The sequence below is a fragment of the Amphritea sp. genome (assembly GCF_016744155.1).
In the GTDB taxonomy this organism is placed as follows: domain Bacteria; phylum Pseudomonadota; class Gammaproteobacteria; order Pseudomonadales; family Balneatricaceae; genus Amphritea.
In genome coordinates, this window is record NZ_JADGEW010000020.1 from 18,315 (window position 1) to 37,027 (window position 18,713).

Genomic DNA, 18,713 nt, shown 5'->3' on the forward strand with positions numbered 1-18,713 from the left:
TATAGAGGGGGCAAATAGATCTGTGTACTGACTTCTGGAGTAAACAATGTCCTCAGACATTTCGAATTCGGGTCACAACCCTGAAGGCGGCCCGGCTAAGCCAAAGGCGCCTCCGCAGAACAAACCAAAATTCTGGAACGACCCGAAGAAAAGGTCGTTACTATTCCAGGTGCTATTGTTGTCGGCACTAGGATTTGTTTTCTATTCCATCATTGATAATACCCTGACCAACCTAGAACAGCGTGGTATCACCACAGGTTTCGACTTCCTGACCGAGGAAGCGGGTTTCGGTATCGCGATGAGTCTGATCGATTACACCGAAGCATCAAGTTATGGTATGACCTTTATCGTCGGCCTGATGAACACCATTTTGATCGCATTAATGGGTATCTTTGCGGCGACCATACTGGGTTTCCTGTTGGGTGTAGCGAGATTGTCAGATAACTGGCTGATCTCTAAAGCCTCTACTATCTACATCGAAACGTTCCGTAATATTCCATTACTGCTGCAGATCTTTTTCTGGTATTACGCGGTACTGCGAACACTTCCTCATCCACGCCAGAGCATGGAGTTTTTCGGGACCTTTCTTAACAATCGTGGGTTTATTGTGCCAGCGCCGGTCGCTGAAGATGGTTTCGGGGTGGTGGTATTTGGCTTCTTTGCCGCTTTGATTGGAAGCTGGTTGATTTCTCGTTGGTCGAAGAAGCGCCAGGAACTTACCGGTCAGCAATTCCCCGTCTTCTGGGCCAGCCTTGGATTGATTGTCGGCATACCATTAGTACTCTTTATGCTGAGTGGAATGCCTCTAGGCCTTGATCATCCTGAGTTGAAAGGTTTTAACTTTAAGGGTGGCATCACGGTTATACCTGAGCTGATTGCGCTCTGGTTTGCGTTGAGTATCTATACAGCGGCTTTCATTGCTGAAACTGTCCGGGCAGGTATTCTGGCGGTGTCCCATGGTCAGACTGAGGCTGCAACGGCACTGGGTATGTCGAAAGCAAAAACGCTGCGGTTAATCGTTATTCCTCAGGCGCTGCGTGTGGTTATCCCACCGTTGACCAGCCAGTATCTGAATCTGACTAAGAACTCATCTCTGGCAACCGCGATCGGTTATCCGGATTTGGTTAACGTATTTGCAGGTACTACTTTGAATCAGACGGGACAGGCGATTGAGGTAATTGCGATGACGATGGCTGTTTATCTGACGCTGAGTCTGCTGACATCGACATTTATGAACTGGTATAACTCCAGAATTCAGCTGACCGAACGATAGAAGGGGATGCTATGAAATATGAAATACAACCCACGCTGCCCCCACCTGCGAGTATGGTCGGAGTGATTGGTTGGATGCGTAAGCATCTGTTTAATGGGCCAATTAACTCGGTAGCGACTATTGTTGTCGGGTATTTTCTGATCAGCTTTCTGGTTCCTACTATTCAGTGGATCTTTATCGATGCTGATTGGGTCGGCGATAGCCGCGATGCTTGCACCAGTGGCGGTGCCTGTTGGGTCTTTATTAACAATCGACTTGACCAGTTTCTGTATGGTTTCTATCCGGAAGCGGAACATTGGCGAGTGCAGACAGCCTTTATTCTACTAATCGGTTCGATTATCTGGCTAGTGATGCCGCAGACGCCGAAGAAAGGGCTGGTGGCTGCGTTACTGTTAGTGGTTTATCCAGTCGTTGCCTTCTTCCTGCTGTATGGGGATATCTTCGGCTTGGAGACTGTCGAAACTCACCTGTGGGGAGGTCTTAGCCTGACGTTAGTGTTGGCGGTGGTTGGTATTGTCGCTTCGCTGCCGCTCGGTATTCTGTTGGCGCTGGGGCGTCAGTCGGAGATGCCGATCGTGAAATCGGTCTGTGTTATCTTCATTGAGATCTGGCGTGGCGTGCCTTTGATTACAGTGCTGTTTATGGCTTCGGTTATGTTGCCACTGTTTTTCCCGGAAGGGATGAGCTTTGACAAGCTGCTCAGGGCGTTGATCGGTATTACCCTGTTCCAGTCTGCCTATATGGCGGAAGTTATCAGGGGTGGTCTGCAGGCGATCCCTAAGGGACAGTATGAAGCGGCGGATGCTTTGGGTCTGGGTTACTGGCAGAAGATGATTCTGATCATCATGCCACAGGCGTTGAAGCTGATGATCCCAGGCATAGTGAATACCTTTATTGCCCTCTTTAAGGATACCAGTCTGGTACTGATTATCGGTCTGTTTGACGTACTGGCGATTGGCCAGGCGGCGAATCAGGATCCGAAATGGATCGGTTACTCCACCGAAAGCTATTTGTTTGTTGCCCTGTTGTTCTGGGTCTTCTGTTTCAGTATGTCGCGCTATTCGCAGCAGCTGGAGAGACAACTTCACACCGGGCACTGAGCCTGATAACAGAGAGATTTAGAGATGAGTCATTCACAAGCTAGTGACAAATTGATGGTGGAACTGCGCGACCTGAATAAATGGTACGGCGAGTTTCATGTTTTGAAGAATATTAATCTGGAAGTGAAGCAAGGCGAGAAGATTGTTATCTGTGGCCCATCGGGGTCCGGTAAATCAACTATGATCCGTTGCATTAACCATTTGGAAGAGCATCAGAAGGGAGATATCGTTGTCAGTGGTATCCCCCTTAATGAAGATATTAAGAATATCGAAGCGATCCGTAAGGAAGTGGGAATGGTGTTTCAGCACTTTAATTTATTCCCGCATCTGACTGTACTGGAAAACTGTGTACTGGCGCCTATTTGGGTAAAGAAAATGCCTCGCAAGGAAGCTGAAGCCCAAGCGATGGAGCTGCTTGAGCGGGTTAAAATTCCCGACCAGGCGCTTAAGTATCCGGGCCAGTTGTCAGGAGGGCAGCAGCAACGGGTAGCGATCGCCCGATCACTCTGTATGAATCCTGATGTAATGCTATTCGACGAGCCGACCTCTGCACTCGACCCTGAGATGATTAAAGAGGTATTGGATGTAATGATTGAGCTGGCCACAGAAGGTATGACCATGCTTTGTGTAACCCATGAGATGGGCTTCGCGAAGACCGTAGCTGATAGGGTTATCTTCATGGATGGCGGACAGATTGTTGAAGAAAATGAGCCTCATGAGTTCTTTAACAATCCGCAGCATGAACGAACCCAGCTGTTTCTGAGTCAGATACTTCAGCACTAACGCCGTGTAGTTGTTAGGCGCGGCTTTGTCGCTTGATAGACGTCGCTTCGCGACTTACTCGCTGCTATAAAAGCACAAAAAAAACCGCCTATCTGGGCGGTTTTTTTGTTTTCTAGCAATAGCATAAAGGGATCTAAGGTTCTGCTTGGATCCAGATCTAGCTATTAGCCGTGGGTAAGTTCTTCGTATTCGGCTTCGCTCAATTTACCATCTTTATCGATGTCAGCGCCTATAAACGCCGCTTCAAGACCATTAACACTTTTAGCCTCTTCCAGATTGATAACACCATCAGCGTTGATATCAACGGTTTGAAAGTCTGGCATCTCTACGGCAAAAGCTGTGGCTGAAACGGTTGTCAGGGCGATGGCGCATAGGGTTTTGATGTTCATATTTAAAGCTCCTAGATTTAAGTTAACAAAGTGTTTATTGATAACCTCTGTATAGCAGTCTTTGTGCCAACGTAGATTTATATATATATATATCAACAGCTTAAGCGAGGAAGTTTTATTTGTTCAGAAGATAACTGTCTCTATAGAGCATCGGGATATTAAGGCTCTTTAATAAGTAATTGATTTATAAGCATTTTAACTGTCTTCGCCCAGAGACTGGGCTAAATGCATGTAAACGATTTATCTGGGCTGTTTATGTATCTGAAGGCAAGGGTCGAGGTGCATGGAGGTTGCTTGAAGGTAATAGGAGTTATAAAGCCCTTATGCTGATTCGTTACGAACTGTCGCCAGCGTTTACAACAGCATATTTTCGCTCAAACTGATCGGCAGGTATCGGTTTGCAGAAGTAATATCCCTGACCATAGTCGCAACCCCACTGAGCCAGCAACTCAAGTTGCTCTTTAGTTTCGATACCTTCAGCAATAACTTTGATACCTAATTTATGAGCCATTGCGATAACCGATTCACAGATGGCTGAATCATCGCTATCCGCTGTTAAGTTGCTGACAAAAGTCTGGTCAATCTTGAGATAATCTACGTCGTATTTTTTGATGTAAGAAAGCGAGGAATACCCTGTACCAAAGTCATCCAAAGCAATTTGCATCCCGGCATCACTCATGGCGAATAATTTACTCGCGACAATAGGGCCTGAATCCATCAACAGCCCTTCTGTCATTTCAACCACGATGGCCTCGCCTGTCAGTCCGTGTTGGCTTAAGTAGTCAAACCAGTCATATATATGAACGTCCTCACTCTTGAATTGAATCGGTGATTTGTTAATGCTTATTTGAAAATTAGAAGCGATCGTTTCGCGCCAAGATTCGACCTGGTTCACGGCCTCTTTAAATACCCAATTACCTATCTCAATAATTGCTCCCGTTGCTTCTGCCACAGGAATGAAGTCAGCAGGACTAATGATACCCTGCTGTGGATGATGCCATCGAATTAATGCCTCTGCTTTATGAATAGAACGCGTTTTCAAATCTACAATCGGTTGATAGAACAGTTGAAACTGATTGCAGGCTAAAGCCTTTCTTAAGTCGGCGCTAACCGCATATTTATATTGCGTTGACTGCTTCATCATCGGCACGTAATAACTACGTTGGTTACGACCTTGTTGTTTTGCGCTCTCCAACGCTAGATTAGAGCATTGAATCAATACTTCAGACGTTGATGCATGGGTCGGAAAAGACGCGATGCCGATACTGCTAGTCAGATAGACATTATGATTTTCAATATCGAATGCGGTTGCCAGTATCGCCTGAATACGTTTAACAATACTTTCTACATCGTTCTGAGAGCTTTCATCGGGCAATATAACAGCAAATACATCCCCCGCAATTCGTGCCACCAGATGGGAGGCTTGCAGGCAATTTAGAATTTTTTCCGCTGATTGTTTTATAAGCTCATCACCAACCAGATAGCCGAGGCTATCATTAATTTCAGTTAAGCGATCTAAATCAATCAGCAATAAATGGATTGGATATTCTTGTACGGTGGCAAGGTCTATTTCATGGTTCAAATGTTCGATAAACATGTGACGATTAGGTAGGCCAGTCAGGCTATCAAAATTTGCTTGCCGTTTGATTAAGTCTTCAGACGCTTTACGCTGAGAGATATCACTGAAGAGACCGATTCGTCGATAGGGCTGATTGCTTTCATCATAAATCGTGTTAATCGATAGCCACTCAGCATATATTTCACCATTCTTACGCTGGTTCCATATCTCTCCTTCCCATTGTCCTGTTGAATTAAGTTTATTCCACATTTTTTGATGAAAGGAGCGATCTTGTTTGCCTGATTTCAAAATGCTGTGGGTTTTACCGACGACTTCCGGTTGAGAATAGCCTGTGATTTTTGAAAAAGCTGCGTTGACACTTAATATAATGCCGGCTTCATCCGTTACACTTATGGCCTCTTGGCTATTTTCATAAACGGAAGATGACAATCTCAGTGCTTCTTCTTTCTTTTTTTGAATAGTAATATCCAGCGTTGTAATTAACACGATGTCCATCGAATCTTCATAGCCAGGCATAATGGCATGTCGTACTTCAACCCATCGCTGCTCACCGTTCAAATCAATAAAAATTGACTCACACTCATAGACTTTTTTACCCTGCATAAATGCATCAAGTACTTCTATAAACTGCTCGATACTGGATTGATCAAAAAATTGAGTAATGCCTTCGGTTAACTGATCTTTCGAGACAGCCCCCGAAACCCTCAGTGCCGCATCATTTACATCAACTATTTTAATTGAGTTAACAAGACCCCAAGCTTTCTCTCGATGTTTTAGGAAGTAATCGGATACAGAAATATCAGGGTAGTCACGTCGTATAACTTTCAGAGCGGAGCTTACTGCTGACCAATCTTCCTCCCAGATGGCCGCAGGGGCATGATAATAAAGACCCTTCATGCGCTCTTCACTGAACACTAAAGCTTTAGATAAGCGCACTTGTTTTAGACGATCTATAAACAAAAAACTGAGCATAACTATTGCAAGTGGATACACGACTAAAACAGGCAATGCAATAACCCATAGTATTTGTAGTGCCTTATCAATAGGGAATAAAAACAGTGAAGCTAAGTAGGCTAGATGAATAATAAGCCCAAAGCACCATAACTCTTTCAGTGATAGTTCGATTAAGCCTTTGGGGAGTCTATATGTACGCCATAGTACGCCAATAATTCCAGACGAAATAATACCGGCAACACCTGGGATAACACCATCTCCCCCCAGAGAGATCCGTACAACGGCGGCAATCAATATCGCAATCGAAGTCGGTGTTACACCCAGGCATAAGCCTGATACGCCTAATAGGATAGAGCGAGCATCAAAGATGATGCCCTCTTCATAGTGCCATGATGTCAACATAGTGACAGTGACAATCAAGCCAACGGTAATGCCTGTAACCAAGTCTTTAAGATGCGGCTTTTCTGTATCCCATTGGCGAGATATAAAGTCATAAATAAATAGCATTGCTATTAATAATGCTACATTTTGAGATAGAACCAAAAAAACTGAATTGATCATACAACAGTCGTCCTTAGCATCCAGTGCCTTAACAAATGATCACCAACTTTAATGCTTCACTATACTAACCAGCGGGTATGGGCTGAACGATATCTCATATCTCATATCTCATACCTCAACCGTTGCTTGATTTTGCAAACCTTTGCCTATTTATGAAGCGGGCTAAACAAACAAGTATTCATCATACCCACAATTTATACAATGATAATAGTCAAGTGGCATCAGCTAGTGGATTTGCCACGATTAGTCGTAGTATTGCCTCTAAAGAAAGATAAACGTAGTGTCCGCTTTCGAGGAATTGGATAGATAGAGTTGTGATCTAGCGGTTCGAACGTAATTGTCGCCTTCAGGTCGAAAGGTGGCTCTGTGCTGCTTTCAGAGGTTCTATATATATGCCAAAAGCGGACTAACGGACCTAGCCTAGAACTTCTGGGATGCGCTAGTTGCTCACGCTCTTTCGTCCTAGCCTGTGAATAACTGTATTGCGAGTTGTACAAGGAGTGTTTAGTTAATTACTTTCTATTTTGCAGCTTTTAATGGACTTCACTATGACGATACTAATAGCGATAGTACTGACTGAAATTAACTTGAAAATGAGGTCGTTGGCAACAACAAAGGAATAGCAGCCAGCAAACATCATAGAACTTATAGCAATATATTTAGCTTTTACTGGGATGTAACGCTGGCACTCCCATTGCCTGATTATGGCCCCAAACAGCTTATTGCTAACGAGCCTTGCGTGCAGTTTCGGCGATGATTTTGCGAAACACCATGCGGACAGTAATACAAAACATGTTGTAGGCATCAGTGGTAAGAAAATCCCAAGTGTGCCTAAACCTAGTGAGATAAACCCTGCGGTCTTATAGAATAGTTTCATGATAGACCTCGTCGATTAGAATTAAAGGTGAGTGTTAATGCAGCACAACGAAGTTCTGCATTAACACTCTTGTTGGCTGCTCAGTCTAATCCAGTGATATACCCAGCGCCTTAGCGACTCCGGCGCCGTAAGCCTGATCAGCTTTTAGACAGTTGCCGATATGTCTCCTTTGGATTTCAACAGATGCTCCACCCACGGACCGGGCCGTATTCTCGAACAGCAGTTGCTGTTGTTCTGGGCTCATCAGGCGGAACAGTGTACCGGGTTGTGAATAGTAGTCATCATCTTCTCGGTGATCCCAGCGTGAGGCTGCCCCTGATAATGACAGCGGTGGTTCAGCGTACTCCGGCTGCTCTTGCCACTCGCGCTGGCTATTGGGTTCATAACCAATAGTGCCACCGTAGTTATCATCAACCCGCATAGCCCCATCTCGATGATAGCTATGTACCGGACAGCGGGGTGCATTAACCGGAATCTGATGATGGTTTACGCCCAGACGATAGCGTTGCGCATCTCCGTATGAGAACAGACGCCCTTGCAGCATTTTGTCCGGTGAGAAACTAATTCCCGGCACTACGCTAGCTGGATTGAATGCAGACTGTTCGACTTCAGCAAAATAATTTGAAGGATTGCTATTAAGCTCCATCGTGCCGACTTCAAGTAGGGGGTAATCAGCTTTTGGCCAGATTTTGGTTAAGTCGAATGGATTGAATAAGCTGCTTTCCGCTTGTTCTTCCGTCATCACCTGAATGCTCATGGTCCAGGAAGGGTAATCGCCATTTTCAATGGACTCATATAAATCACGCTGGTGGCTTTCTCTATCTCGGCCGATCAGTTGTTCAGATTCTCCATCGGTAAGGTTTTTAATTCCTTGATTGGATTTGAAATGAAATTTGACCCATGTGCGCTCATTGTTAGCGTTAATCATACTGAAAGTATGACTGCCAAATCCGTGCATCTGTCGATAGGAGGCTGGTATGCCCCGGTCACTCATGACTATAGTGACCTGATGTAAGGCTTCAGGAAGCAGCGTCCAGAAGTCCCAATTGTTTTGGGCACTGCGCATGTTCGTACGCGGGTCGCGCTTGACGGCGTGGTTCAAATCGGGGAATTTAAGCGGATCACGCAAGAAGAATACCGGTGTATTGTTACCCACCAGGTCCCAATTTCCCTCTTCTGTGTAGAATTTTAACGCAAAACCACGAATGTCTCGTTCTGCATCGGCAGCGCCACGTTCACCTGCGACGGTCGTAAAGCGTGCGAACATTTCTGTTTGTTTACCGACCTCCGAAAAAATCTTTGCGCGGGAATATTTTCTAATATCGTTGGTAACGGTGAAGGTACCATAAGCACCTGAGCCCTTAGCGTGCATGCGTCGTTCCGGTATAACTTCGCGGTCAAAATGTGCCAGTTTTTCCAGAAACCAAACGTCCTGGAGTAATTGTGGTCCACGGGGGCCTGCGGTTGTCGTGTTCTGGTTATCGGCCACGGGACAGCCGGATGCCGTAGTTAATTTCTTAGTCATGTTGTTCTCCTGCTAGATGTCTACTTCTTTAGCTTAGGAGAATATATGTATATATAAAATTAATTATAATTATGTTTATTATAGCTTTTATCTATTTTTGGCTAAAAGAGGCCCAATATGAAGACTTATATAAGGCTATATAGCGAGTAATGCTGTTTGCAGGAATGGGGCGTTTACAGTTAGTTAGATCGAAAGGTAGTTCTTCATTGCTTTAGGATATTCTGATGTCTGCTATATGCTGTGTTGCAACGATTCACTGAGCCCACAGTCGAACGCAGGACTATAAAAGTCACGACAAATAAGTTCCGCCTCGCCGCTTTCTCGAGCAAGCGAAGCGCCTAGTTTTTAGCAAACTGCACTCTTTTCGGCGTTTTGGTCTATCAAAGACTAAGGCGTCAGAATCACTCACTTCAGCTCGTTAATGATTCCGTTTGAGCCAATCGCATAATAAATCCCATTGCCAAAGCCTACCGAATAAACACCGGTGCTGGTGGGACCATATGGATCGCGTTTATGAATTTCCCAGTTGCGCAACATAGCACCGCTGCTGGTATCCCATAGCTGAACTGAGCCTGAGGCTGTGCCAGTGAGGAGTTGAGTGCTATCCGGCGAAAAGCGGGCTGAGAGGAAGCTCAGGCGTCTTCCGAATAGATCACGGTTGTCTGATAGGGTATGCAACACTTGACCGTCCTGAGTGCTCCAGATGAGCGCTCGATCAAGGCTTCCTGAACTAAACGCAAGCTGTTTGTTGGGTGAGAGTGCGACGGTATCGACGATATTGCCAAGTTTCAGGCTGTGGATAACTTTATTGCTTTGAACGTCCCAGAGTTGTGCGTTGTAGTCATCATCTCCGGTGAGGGCCAGAAGTGCATCTTCGCTTAGGTCGACAGACTTTACCCGGGCACTGTGGCGGAAGGTTTGCTTAACACCACCTTGTTTGACGTCGAAGTATACGGCGGTATGGTCTGCCAGTCCCAGAAGTGCATAACTACCATTCGGAGAGAGATCCATTGCCAGAATTTCGGCCGGTGAACTCCAGAACCCTTCTGGCTGGCCATTGCTCAGGTTCCAAAGTACCAGATCTTGCTGATTGGCAGTTGCGGCGTAGAGTTCGTCAGGAGAGAACGCACTGGCGGCGATAAGGCTGAAGTCTCCGGCCCGATGGTTCCAGTTATACAGTCTTTCATGATCAGCCAGGCTCCACAGGCTGCCGCCATGGTTAAAGGAGCCGATAGTGGCGTAACGGGCTGTGGGGGAAATGGATGCCGAATATGCGCCTTGCAGGGCATACTCTACATGCTTAGCCGGTTTATCACCTCCGCTACAGCCAGTGAGGACTGCGGTGGCTAAAAGTGCGCAACCAAAAGCGCCCAGCCTGTTGTTCATAACGTTTCCCTGCAATCTCTATAGGCGATTTGGTAAAAGCTTTGTATTAGACCTGGGCTTCAGTGAACACCTGCTCACGATGGGCGGTATGCAGAACTTCGATCATCTTATCTTCGAGAGCAAAGCGCTCTTCCAGAGACTCGCCTAATGTGGAGAGCTGGCAGGTGAGTTCATGCATCTCCTGCAATGTCTGGCCATCAAAGGTCGAGTAGAGGTCATTGAAATCCAGCGCGGCATCGGTACTGGTCTGAATGCGGGGGAATAGTTCCTGCGCTTTTTCCAGGCTACCATCGTTGAATTCACTGCCTTCTTTCAACAGTTGTTCATACACTTCAAAGTGGCCGGATGATATATAGTCCATCATTAGCTGAGAGAATTCCAGGATGTGTTCTTTCAGAGCTTCATCGGCATTCTTTTGTGGCAGCGCGACAAAGGTGCTAATTAGTTTCTGACGTTCTTCAAGCCAGCTATCTATTATATCGCTGACACCTCCCCAGCGTTCCTGGGCGTTTCGGCATTTTTCTAGCATAGCTGGCCTCCTTATTATAAAAACAGTACTCGCGACTACTTGTTCTCAATACTAATCCTATCGTTGTGAACTAGGCAATAGCAGAAGTACTTTCCTTTGAGGTTACTCAAAGTTAGATGAGGGACGCTGATATTTTTTGTCAGAAATGGTACAAATAGAGCTAACTCTATGATTAATTCGTTGTTTTGAGATTGAATGGGTCTCTTTAACCCGGTTAGGAAGCTTAATATGTTGAAACGTTTATTGCTGATGGTGTTTCTGGGAGCGCTGTTACAGCCTGCCTGGGCAGCAGATGAGCCTGTAGAAGGCGCTGAAGATGACTATGTAAACTATATTGAACTGAAGCCCTTTGTGTCCAATTTTGTCAGCCCGGGTAAGCTGCGGTTTTTGAAATGTGAGATTACCATTGAGGTGACCAGTCCGGCAGCGCACCATGCGGTGAACTATCATAAGCCCGAAGTGCGGCATGAAATTTTGATGCTGCTGAGCTCAAAAGAGGAAGATCAGCTCAAGACGGTTGATGCCCAGCATGTTCTGGCTCAGGAAGCGCTTGAAAAGGTGCAGAAGGTGCTGCTAGCGGAGGAAGGCGAGGCTTTTGTAGCAGATCTGTTTTTTACCAGTTTCGTACTGCAGTAAGTTGAAGTAAAAAAAGCCCGCATAGCGGGCTTTTTTTTTGCGTTGTTTTTCATGAATGACTTATTGGGCGAGATAGTCCGCCAGATAATCATCAAATCCCTGTGTATCACTCATCTCTATCTGAGTCTGCTCATCCTTAGAACTAACGGTTAGCTTGTCCAGATAATCCTGCTGCTCTGTACTTAAGCCTATGTCGGTGATGCTCTCCCGATGCTTTCGACTTTGTTGCAAGGTGAATGCTTCATAGCCCAACCCAGATGTCTTCATCGCCTCCAGAATCTGTGCCGAGGGCGTTAGTTGCGGGTTATCAAGTTTCGCTTGTTGTGCTGTAACGGCTTCTGAGTAGCGGGTGTCGCCGGCTATCTCATCCAGAACCACCGCTGTTTTACGAATATCATTAAGAATTTGCCCGCCCCATTCAGAAACACTTAATTGCTGATCATTTCGAGTCAGCGTAAGGCCGGGCTCGCGCCCTCTGTTTACGACCAGGTTATTGTTCTTATCAATCAGATCGCATTCCTTATCGGAGACTTCGCCAGGGTCTGATAGCAAGCATGTCACCAGGAATGCATCGAGGAAGTTAGACTGTTGCTGATCGATACCCAGCGGTAGCAGTGGATTGATATCGGTATTACGTACTTCTATATACTCCACGCCCCGCTCACTGAGTGCATGTATCGGTTTTTCTCCCGATAGCGCTACCCGCTTAGGGCGAATATCGCTGTAGTATTCGTTTTCGATCTGCAGCACGCAGTTATTCAGCTGTTTATAGCCCTGGTCTGTCTTGACCCCGAGCTGCTCGTAAGCTGGGTAAGGGGTGTTGATTGCAAGCGTCAGGGTGTGGATATAGGTGTCCAGATGATTGAAACAGATATTCAGATCGGCTTGAGCTTTGTTGGAATATCCTAAGTCGCTCATACGCAGCGAAGTTGCATAAGGGCGATAGAGTGTCTTTTCATCCCAGGACTCCAGGTCGTGGCTCTGGCCGCACATAAAACTGGAGGAGAGCGCTGGAGACGCGCCAAACAGGTAAAGTAGTAACCATGACGAGCGACGGAAGTTGCGGATGAGTGTGAAATAGCCGGACGAACGGAACTGTTGCAGGCTATCCTGACTGCCTTGCAGTTCACGCAGGACTGGCCAGAGGGCTTCTGGCAGCGAAAAGTTGTAGTGAATGCCTGCGATTGCCTGCATCATTTTGCCGTAACGATGCTCTAGACCAATGCGATAAATATATTTTAGTCGGCCGACATTGGAGCTGCCAAAACGAGCGATCTGGATCGCGTCTTCATCCTTAATTCTACAAGGCATGCTGGCGGCCCAAAGCTCCTCTTCTCCTAGCTGCTGGTAGGTATAGCAGTGAAGTTGTTGGAGAAAGTCCAGCGCATCTCCGGATTCTTTGAATGCGGGGGTAATGAATTCTAGCAACGCTTCCGAGTAGTCGGTTGTGATGTGGCTATGAGTCAGCGCAGAGCCCAGAGTGGTAGGATGGCCGGTCTGACTGATGGAACACTGAGTGTCGACCCGCAGGCCTTCCTTCTCTATACCGTGAAGGATGCCGTCGAGCGCCAGAATCTGGCCATTCTCAGTAAGTAATTTCAGATTCTGTTTCAGTGCCTCAGACACGTCGGGATACCTTTACCAGAGAAAAAGAGCGCTATTATAGCGCAGCATTTGCTAAACATAACCCTGTGATATCTACAGGTACAGGGAATTATGCTTTTTGACAGAAAGGGTAGAGCAGCCCGATAGAGAGTTTTATCGGACTGCTGCTCTATGAGAAGGTATCAGGGTACCTGAAGAACCTGCATGGAGTTGGTGCCATGTCCACTTCCGATGACAGCACCGCGGGTCAGAAGAACCAGGTCGCCACTACTGAGGTGCCCTTTTGCTTTCAGGTTCTCAAGTACCTGAGTGTTGAGCTCTTCTATCTCCAGCCCGGTAGCGTCGAACATCATAGGCTCGACTCCACGGTATAGTGCCATACGGCGCATAGCGCGTTCATTTCGCGTGAGGGCGATGATAGGGAGACCAGATCGAATGCGGGACATCCAGCGGGGCGTTGATCCTGACTCGGTGAGACAGATAATTGCTTTTACGCCGACCAGGTGGTTTGCGGTATACATCGCTGAGCGGGCAATGGTTTCATCGATATGTTCACAACGCTGGGTGATACCTGTAGGAGCAGGCCGCGACAGCTGGTGTTTTTCTGCTCCCAGGCAGATCTTCGTCATAGCCTGCACTACTTCAACGGGATAGTCGCCAGCGGCAGTTTCTGCGGAAAGCATGACCGCATCGGTACCATCGAGGACCGCGTTGGCTACATCGAATACCTCTGCACGAGTAGGCATCGGGTTTTGAACCATGGTTTCCATCATCTGCGTTGCGGTGATGATGAATCGGTTCAACTCACGTGCGCGACGAATCATATGTTTCTGCACGCCGATCAGCTCAGCATCGCCTATCTCAACTCCCAGGTCTCCACGGGCAACCATAACGCCATCGGAGGCGAGAATGATATCGTCCAGTGCTTCGTTAGAGCTGACAGTCTCTGCCCGTTCTACTTTAGCAATAATCTCTGCTTTGCTGCCTGCCTGGTCGAGTAGCTGACGTGCTTCGATCAGATCTGCCGAGCTGCGTGGGAAGGAGACCGCGATATAGTCCACATCAATATCAGCGGCGACCAGAATGTCTTGTTTATCTTTATCAGTCAGTGCTGCTGCGGAAAGACCGCCGCCTTGACGGTTGATCCCTTTGTTGTTGGACAGCGGACCACCAATGATGACTTCGCAGTTGATCCGGGTACCTTGCACATCAAGAACTTTGAACTGTACGCGACCGTCATCAAGCAACAATATATCGCCGGGGCGACTGTCTCCTGGGAGTGCTTTGTAGTCGATACCGACCTGTGTTTGATCACCTGCATAGGTGTCCAAAGCCGAATCAAGGGCAAAATGGTCACCGAGGGCCAGTTTGATTTTCATATCATTTTTAAAGCGGGCGATGCGGATTTTCGGGCCTTGGAGATCGCCGAGAACCGCTACAGGTATTGCCAGCTGCTGAGATAGGTTGCGCACTTCTGCGGCACGCTGACGGTGATCGTCGGCACTGCCGTGAGAAAAGTTGAGTCGTACAACATTCACGCCAGCGCGTATCAGTTGATCGAGAATGCCTGGCTTATCAGTGGAAGGGCCGAGAGTAGCAACGATTTTAGTGCGTTTTTGCATGATTAGTTTATCCGGTGGACGGTGGTACAGTTTTACCTGTTAGACTTTATAAGCTGTTTCTATTACAACATATGGATATAGCAATAGTATTTAAAGCCGTTAGGCTCTATTTGTTAAGCTTATATCAACATTCTTGTAAATATATTACAGGAATTATCTTTGTTTAGTCGATTTAAAATGAGTTATAGGCTTAATCAGCTATAAGTATTTTATTTTTTGTAATTGTACTACAGGTTATTAAGTGATTAAAACACGGTTACGCCCGCTGCTGGTTCTGCTGTTATTAGCGCTGTTTACTCTGGTTATTTATCAGACGGTTTCTATGAGTCGCACCCGGGCGATTGGCGACCTTCAGCAAAGTGCATCTGCAGATCTTAATCGATACGTACTGAGCCTGCAGCAGGAGCTTGATCGCTACAAAGATCTGCCAAAACTGCTGTCCTCACATTCTGAACTGGTGAACCTCCTTCTTTTGCCTGAAAGCGATGGGATATTCAGAGCAAACCTCTATCTTGAAAAAGTGAATAAAACCATCGGTGCTTCGGATTCTTATCTGATGGATACTGAAGGAAATACCCTGGCGGCGAGTAACTGGTCTCAGGAAGGAACTTTCGTGGGGCGTAATTTTTCTTTCAGGCCTTATTTTAAGGATGCAATAGGGGGCGAAGAAGGGCGTTATTTTGCTCTGGGCTCTACTTCTAAGAAGCGAGGATACTTTTTCTCTTATCCGGTGGAGTATCGGGGCAATATTCTCGGGGTGATCGTGGTTAAGATCGATCTCAATGATATTGAAACCGACTGGAATGACCCTCAGACCGATATTTTGGTAACCGATGAAGATGGGGTTATTTTTATTAGTACCCGCTCGGAATGGAAGTTCCGCACATTGGAGCCACTACCTCAGTCCGATTTGAAGAGGATTATTTCCAGTCTGCGGTACGGAGATCATGAATTAACTTCACTGCCGATTTTGGAGCGTAAGCGTCTTCTTGACAGTGAGGTGGTGACCCTCATCGAGGGAGATAGAATTGATAACCAAGCCCTGGATGGGGTCGAGACCCGTAAATACCTCCAGCAGATCCGAATGGTGCCCGACGCGGGATTTAATGTTTCTATCCTTGCAGATCTTAAATCGGTAGATCGACGGGTTATTAATAATGCTCTGTTGGCAGGTTTTATCTATAGCGCCCTAGTATTCCTTGTACTGTTTCTGATGGCCCGGAGAAGAATTTCCCATGAGCGAGCCCGGTTCAAGCGTCAGCAAACGCTGTCGTTAGAGCGAAGTGAAGCAAGGGTTAGGGCGATAATCGATAACACGCATGCCGGCCTGATTACGCTGGATACTCATGGTTTGATCGAATCATTCAATCCAACGGCTGAAAAGCTGTTTGGTTACAATGCTGACCTGATTGCGGGAGAGTACTTTAGTAAGCTAATCGGACAGGAGGATCGGGCCGTCTGTTGGCAGCATATCTCCCATCAGAATGAGGTCAGCCAGCCAGCTGAGCTGATGATTGAAGCCTCAGGGGTACGGGCTAATGGTTCGATGTTTCCTATTGAATTGATTATCGGCAGGATGTCCGACAGCAATGCCAGTCGTTTTGTCGTTACCATTCATGATGTCACCGAGCGTAAAGAGAATGAGGAGCAGCTGCGAGAAGCACGGGATCAGCTTGAATACCGGGTGTCTGAGCGTACCCAGGATCTAACCCGGGCGAATGCCCGACTTCTGCAGGAAGTTGAAGAGCACAAGCATACTCAGAATGAGCTGATTCAGACCGCCAAGCTAGCCGCAATAGGGCAGATGTCGGCGGGGATAAATCATGAACTTAATCAGCCGCTGACTGCCATTCGAAGTTACACCGATAATGCGCTCTCTTTTCTTAAAATGGGTAAAACAGAACCGGTTAATTCTAATCTGCGTGAAATTAGCGGTCTGACCCAGCGGATGGCGAAAATAATTGCGCCGCTGAAAGAGTTTTCCCGTAAAACGACCGGTCAGTCGACCTTAGTTAGCCTGAAAGCGGTCCGTGATGGCGCGATGTCGATCATGTATGGCAGGCTTGATAAGGCCAACGCTAAGATTGAGTGGCCGGATAAGCTCGATCAGGTCTTCGTGCTAGGGGATATGTTGCGTCTCGAGCAAGTGGTCGTTAATTTGATCAGTAATGCGCTGCAGGCGATGGAAGGCCAATCTGAAAAGTGGATCGAGATTGCGATAGCACGAGAGAAAAACCGGCTACTTATCTCATTTCGTGATCATGGCCCCGGTATTCCTGTATCGGAATTGGGGAAAGTCTTCGAACCTTTTTACACAACCAAAAAAGCAGGTCAGGGCTTAGGGCTGGGTTTGTCCATTTCCCATCGTATTATAGAGTCTATGGATGGTCAGTTGAGTGTGGGTAACCACCCGCTGGGTGGTGCGATGTTTACCATCAATTTACCGACGACTGATGCGTCGGCGTCACTAGTCGGGTTAGAATAATTTGAAACCGTTATGGAAGAAGAGCTGTCGATGAGTGCTGAAATTCCGGCTGAAGAGAAATCCCCGCATCAGATATTGTTAGTTGATGATGAAAAGCATATCCGGATCGCCGTCGGGCAGACTCTGGAGCTTGCTGGTTATGAAGTCGTGGCAGCAGATAGTGCAGAGAAGGCGTTGAGCCTTCTCGACAGTGACTGGCCAGGGGTCGTAGTCAGCGATATTAATATGCCAGGCATCGATGGTCTTGAGTTGATGCAACGGATCATAAAAATCGATGCGGACCTGCCGGTTATCCTGATTACCGGACATGGCGATATATCTATGGCCGTGAGCGCCATGCGTGATGGTGCTTACGACTTTATTGAAAAGCCCTTTTCTTCTGAACTGCTGAATGATGTCGTGCGCCGGGCGGCAGAGAAGCGTCGCCTGACCCTTGAGAACAGAAGCTTACGTAAAGCACTTGAAGCTCAGGGGGGAATTGGTCCCCGGATTATTGGTAATTCGCAACGCATCCAACAACTTCGGGGAATGATTCAGCAAATTGCTGATACTCCGGCTGATATTTTGGTTCAGGCTGAAACGGGTTCGGGTAAAGATCTGGTTGCGCGTTATATTCACGAGCATAGTAATCGACGTGATAAGAATTTTGTGGCGATAAACTGTGGTGCGGTGCCGGAACATCTGATTGAAAGCGAGTTGTTTGGCCACGAAAAAGGGGCATTTACCGACGCTAAAAGTCGCCGGATAGGAAAGTTTGAACATGCCAATGGTGGCACTCTGTTTCTCGATGAAATTGAGAGCATGTCGCCGTCGTTACAAGTTAAGTTATTGCGGGTGCTCGAGGAGAGAACGATTGAGCGGTTGGGCTCCAATGAGCTAATTGCTTTGGATATTCGGGTAGTGGCCGCCACCAAAGTGAACCTGAGAGAACTCAGTGAGCAGGGTGAGTATCGGGAAGATCTATACTATCGACTCAATGTCGTGAGTCTTGAAGTGCCCCCGTTGAGAGAGCGCCGTGAAGATATTCCGATGCTGTTTCAGCACTTTGCGCTAATTGCATCGGCCCAGTATCAGAAAGAGGTGCCGCAGCTGAGTGCTGAAAAGCTGAGAGCGCTGGTAGCGCATCATTGGCCGGGTAATGTTAGAGAGCTACGCAATATTGCAGAGCGTTATGTGTTGTTAGGTGCGAACTATGATTTTTCAGTAGGGGTGCAGAGTGAGCAGTCGCCGGGCAAATGCATGACGTTACCAGAGCAGGTTGAGCAGTTTGAGAAGTTAGTGCTGGAAGAGGAACTCTCCCGTAACAATGGTTCACTCAAGCTTACTCAGGAGACCTTAGGGCTTCCCCGCAAAACGCTGTATGACAAAATGCAAAAGTATGAACTGGATAAGAAAGACTACAAGTAACC

The 18,713-nt window shown here is 46.9% G+C and carries 14 protein-coding genes; 6 read left to right on the forward strand and 8 right to left on the reverse strand.

Annotated elements, in window-relative coordinates:
- Positions 1–46: 46 nt before the first annotated feature.
- Genes QZZ54_RS14075 through QZZ54_RS14085 form a run of 3 tightly spaced genes read left to right on the forward strand, consistent with a single transcriptional unit; the run spans position 47 to position 3,156 of the window.
- On the forward strand, positions 47–1,273 hold the full coding sequence (locus tag QZZ54_RS14075; protein WP_290703329.1) for an amino acid ABC transporter permease: 1,227 nt from the start codon (positions 47–49) through the stop codon (positions 1,271–1,273).
- Positions 1,274–1,284: 11 nt separating this feature from the next.
- A complete protein-coding gene (locus tag QZZ54_RS14080; protein ID WP_290703330.1) occupies positions 1,285–2,373 on the forward strand; it encodes an amino acid ABC transporter permease in 1,089 nt (362 codons plus the stop codon).
- Positions 2,374–2,397: 24 nt separating this feature from the next.
- Positions 2,398–3,156, forward strand: a complete 759-nt coding sequence (locus tag QZZ54_RS14085; protein WP_290703331.1) for an amino acid ABC transporter ATP-binding protein — start codon at positions 2,398–2,400, stop codon at positions 3,154–3,156.
- Positions 3,157–3,320: 164 nt separating this feature from the next.
- On the opposite strand, the gene QZZ54_RS14090 is transcribed toward QZZ54_RS14085, so the two are convergent.
- The 6 genes from QZZ54_RS14090 to rsd form a co-directional block, all read right to left on the reverse strand.
- On the reverse strand, positions 3,321–3,545 hold the full coding sequence (locus QZZ54_RS14090; protein WP_290703332.1) for a hypothetical protein: 225 nt from the start codon (positions 3,543–3,545) through the stop codon (positions 3,321–3,323).
- A gap of 334 nt (positions 3,546–3,879) precedes the next feature.
- Entirely contained in the window at positions 3,880–6,639 is a 2,760-nt protein-coding gene (locus tag QZZ54_RS14095) for an EAL domain-containing protein (RefSeq protein WP_290703333.1), read from the reverse strand.
- 508 nt (positions 6,640–7,147) lie between these two features.
- Positions 7,148–7,516 carry a YbaN family protein gene (locus tag QZZ54_RS19200; RefSeq protein ID WP_366645642.1) on the reverse strand — a complete coding sequence of 123 codons (369 nt, stop codon included), beginning with the start codon at positions 7,514–7,516 and terminating at the stop codon, positions 7,148–7,150.
- Between the two features lie 85 nt (positions 7,517–7,601).
- Positions 7,602–9,041 carry a catalase gene (locus QZZ54_RS14100; RefSeq protein WP_290703334.1) on the reverse strand — a complete coding sequence of 480 codons (1,440 nt, stop codon included), beginning with the start codon at positions 9,039–9,041 and terminating at the stop codon, positions 7,602–7,604.
- Positions 9,042–9,446: 405 nt separating this feature from the next.
- Positions 9,447–10,427, reverse strand: a complete 981-nt coding sequence (locus QZZ54_RS14105) for a hypothetical protein (protein WP_290703335.1) — start codon at positions 10,425–10,427, stop codon at positions 9,447–9,449.
- A gap of 46 nt (positions 10,428–10,473) precedes the next feature.
- The gene (gene rsd, locus QZZ54_RS14110; RefSeq protein WP_290703336.1) at positions 10,474–10,956 is read right to left on the reverse strand and encodes a sigma D regulator; all 483 of its coding nucleotides are present in this window, start codon (positions 10,954–10,956) and stop codon (positions 10,474–10,476) included.
- Positions 10,957–11,184: 228 nt separating this feature from the next.
- On the opposite strand from rsd, the gene QZZ54_RS14115 reads away from it, so the two are divergent.
- Entirely contained in the window at positions 11,185–11,592 is a 408-nt protein-coding gene (locus QZZ54_RS14115) for a flagellar basal body-associated FliL family protein (protein ID WP_290703337.1), read from the forward strand.
- Positions 11,593–11,652: 60 nt separating this feature from the next.
- On the opposite strand, the gene gshA is transcribed toward QZZ54_RS14115, so the two are convergent.
- Positions 11,653–13,218 carry a glutamate--cysteine ligase gene (gshA, locus tag QZZ54_RS14120; protein ID WP_290703338.1) on the reverse strand — a complete coding sequence of 522 codons (1,566 nt, stop codon included), beginning with the start codon at positions 13,216–13,218 and terminating at the stop codon, positions 11,653–11,655.
- A gap of 161 nt (positions 13,219–13,379) precedes the next feature.
- Positions 13,380–14,819, reverse strand: a complete 1,440-nt coding sequence (gene pyk / locus QZZ54_RS14125; protein ID WP_290703339.1) for a pyruvate kinase — start codon at positions 14,817–14,819, stop codon at positions 13,380–13,382.
- 241 nt (positions 14,820–15,060) lie between these two features.
- On the opposite strand from pyk, the gene QZZ54_RS14130 reads away from it, so the two are divergent.
- Both QZZ54_RS14130 and QZZ54_RS14135 read left to right on the forward strand, forming a co-directional pair.
- Positions 15,061–17,304: an ATP-binding protein gene (locus QZZ54_RS14130; protein ID WP_290703340.1), complete on the forward strand. Its 2,244-nt coding sequence runs from the start codon at positions 15,061–15,063 to the stop codon at positions 17,302–17,304.
- 30 nt (positions 17,305–17,334) lie between these two features.
- Positions 17,335–18,711, forward strand: a complete 1,377-nt coding sequence (locus tag QZZ54_RS14135; protein WP_290703341.1) for a sigma-54 dependent transcriptional regulator — start codon at positions 17,335–17,337, stop codon at positions 18,709–18,711.
- Positions 18,712–18,713: the final 2 nt, after the last annotated feature.

Excerpts from the sequence above, each read along its gene's own strand:
- QZZ54_RS14075 (WP_290703329.1), top strand. The coding sequence starts at position 47 with ATGTCCTCAGACATTTCGAATTCGGGTCACAACCCTGAAGGCGGCCCG.
- QZZ54_RS14080 (WP_290703330.1), top strand. The coding sequence starts at position 1,285 with ATGAAATATGAAATACAACCCACGCTGCCCCCACCTGCGAGTATGGTC.
- QZZ54_RS14085 (WP_290703331.1), top strand. The coding sequence starts at position 2,398 with ATGAGTCATTCACAAGCTAGTGACAAATTGATGGTGGAACTGCGCGAC.
- QZZ54_RS14090 (WP_290703332.1), bottom strand. The coding sequence starts at position 3,545 with ATGAACATCAAAACCCTATGCGCCATCGCCCTGACAACCGTTTCAGCC.
- QZZ54_RS14095 (WP_290703333.1), bottom strand. The coding sequence starts at position 6,639 with ATGATCAATTCAGTTTTTTTGGTTCTATCTCAAAATGTAGCATTATTA.
- QZZ54_RS19200 (WP_366645642.1), bottom strand. The coding sequence starts at position 7,516 with ATGAAACTATTCTATAAGACCGCAGGGTTTATCTCACTAGGTTTAGGC.
- QZZ54_RS14100 (WP_290703334.1), bottom strand. The coding sequence starts at position 9,041 with ATGACTAAGAAATTAACTACGGCATCCGGCTGTCCCGTGGCCGATAAC.
- QZZ54_RS14105 (WP_290703335.1), bottom strand. The coding sequence starts at position 10,427 with ATGAACAACAGGCTGGGCGCTTTTGGTTGCGCACTTTTAGCCACCGCA.
- rsd (WP_290703336.1), bottom strand. The coding sequence starts at position 10,956 with ATGCTAGAAAAATGCCGAAACGCCCAGGAACGCTGGGGAGGTGTCAGC.
- QZZ54_RS14115 (WP_290703337.1), top strand. The coding sequence starts at position 11,185 with ATGTTGAAACGTTTATTGCTGATGGTGTTTCTGGGAGCGCTGTTACAG.
- pyk (WP_290703339.1), bottom strand. The coding sequence starts at position 14,819 with ATGCAAAAACGCACTAAAATCGTTGCTACTCTCGGCCCTTCCACTGAT.
- QZZ54_RS14135 (WP_290703341.1), top strand. The coding sequence starts at position 17,335 with ATGAGTGCTGAAATTCCGGCTGAAGAGAAATCCCCGCATCAGATATTG.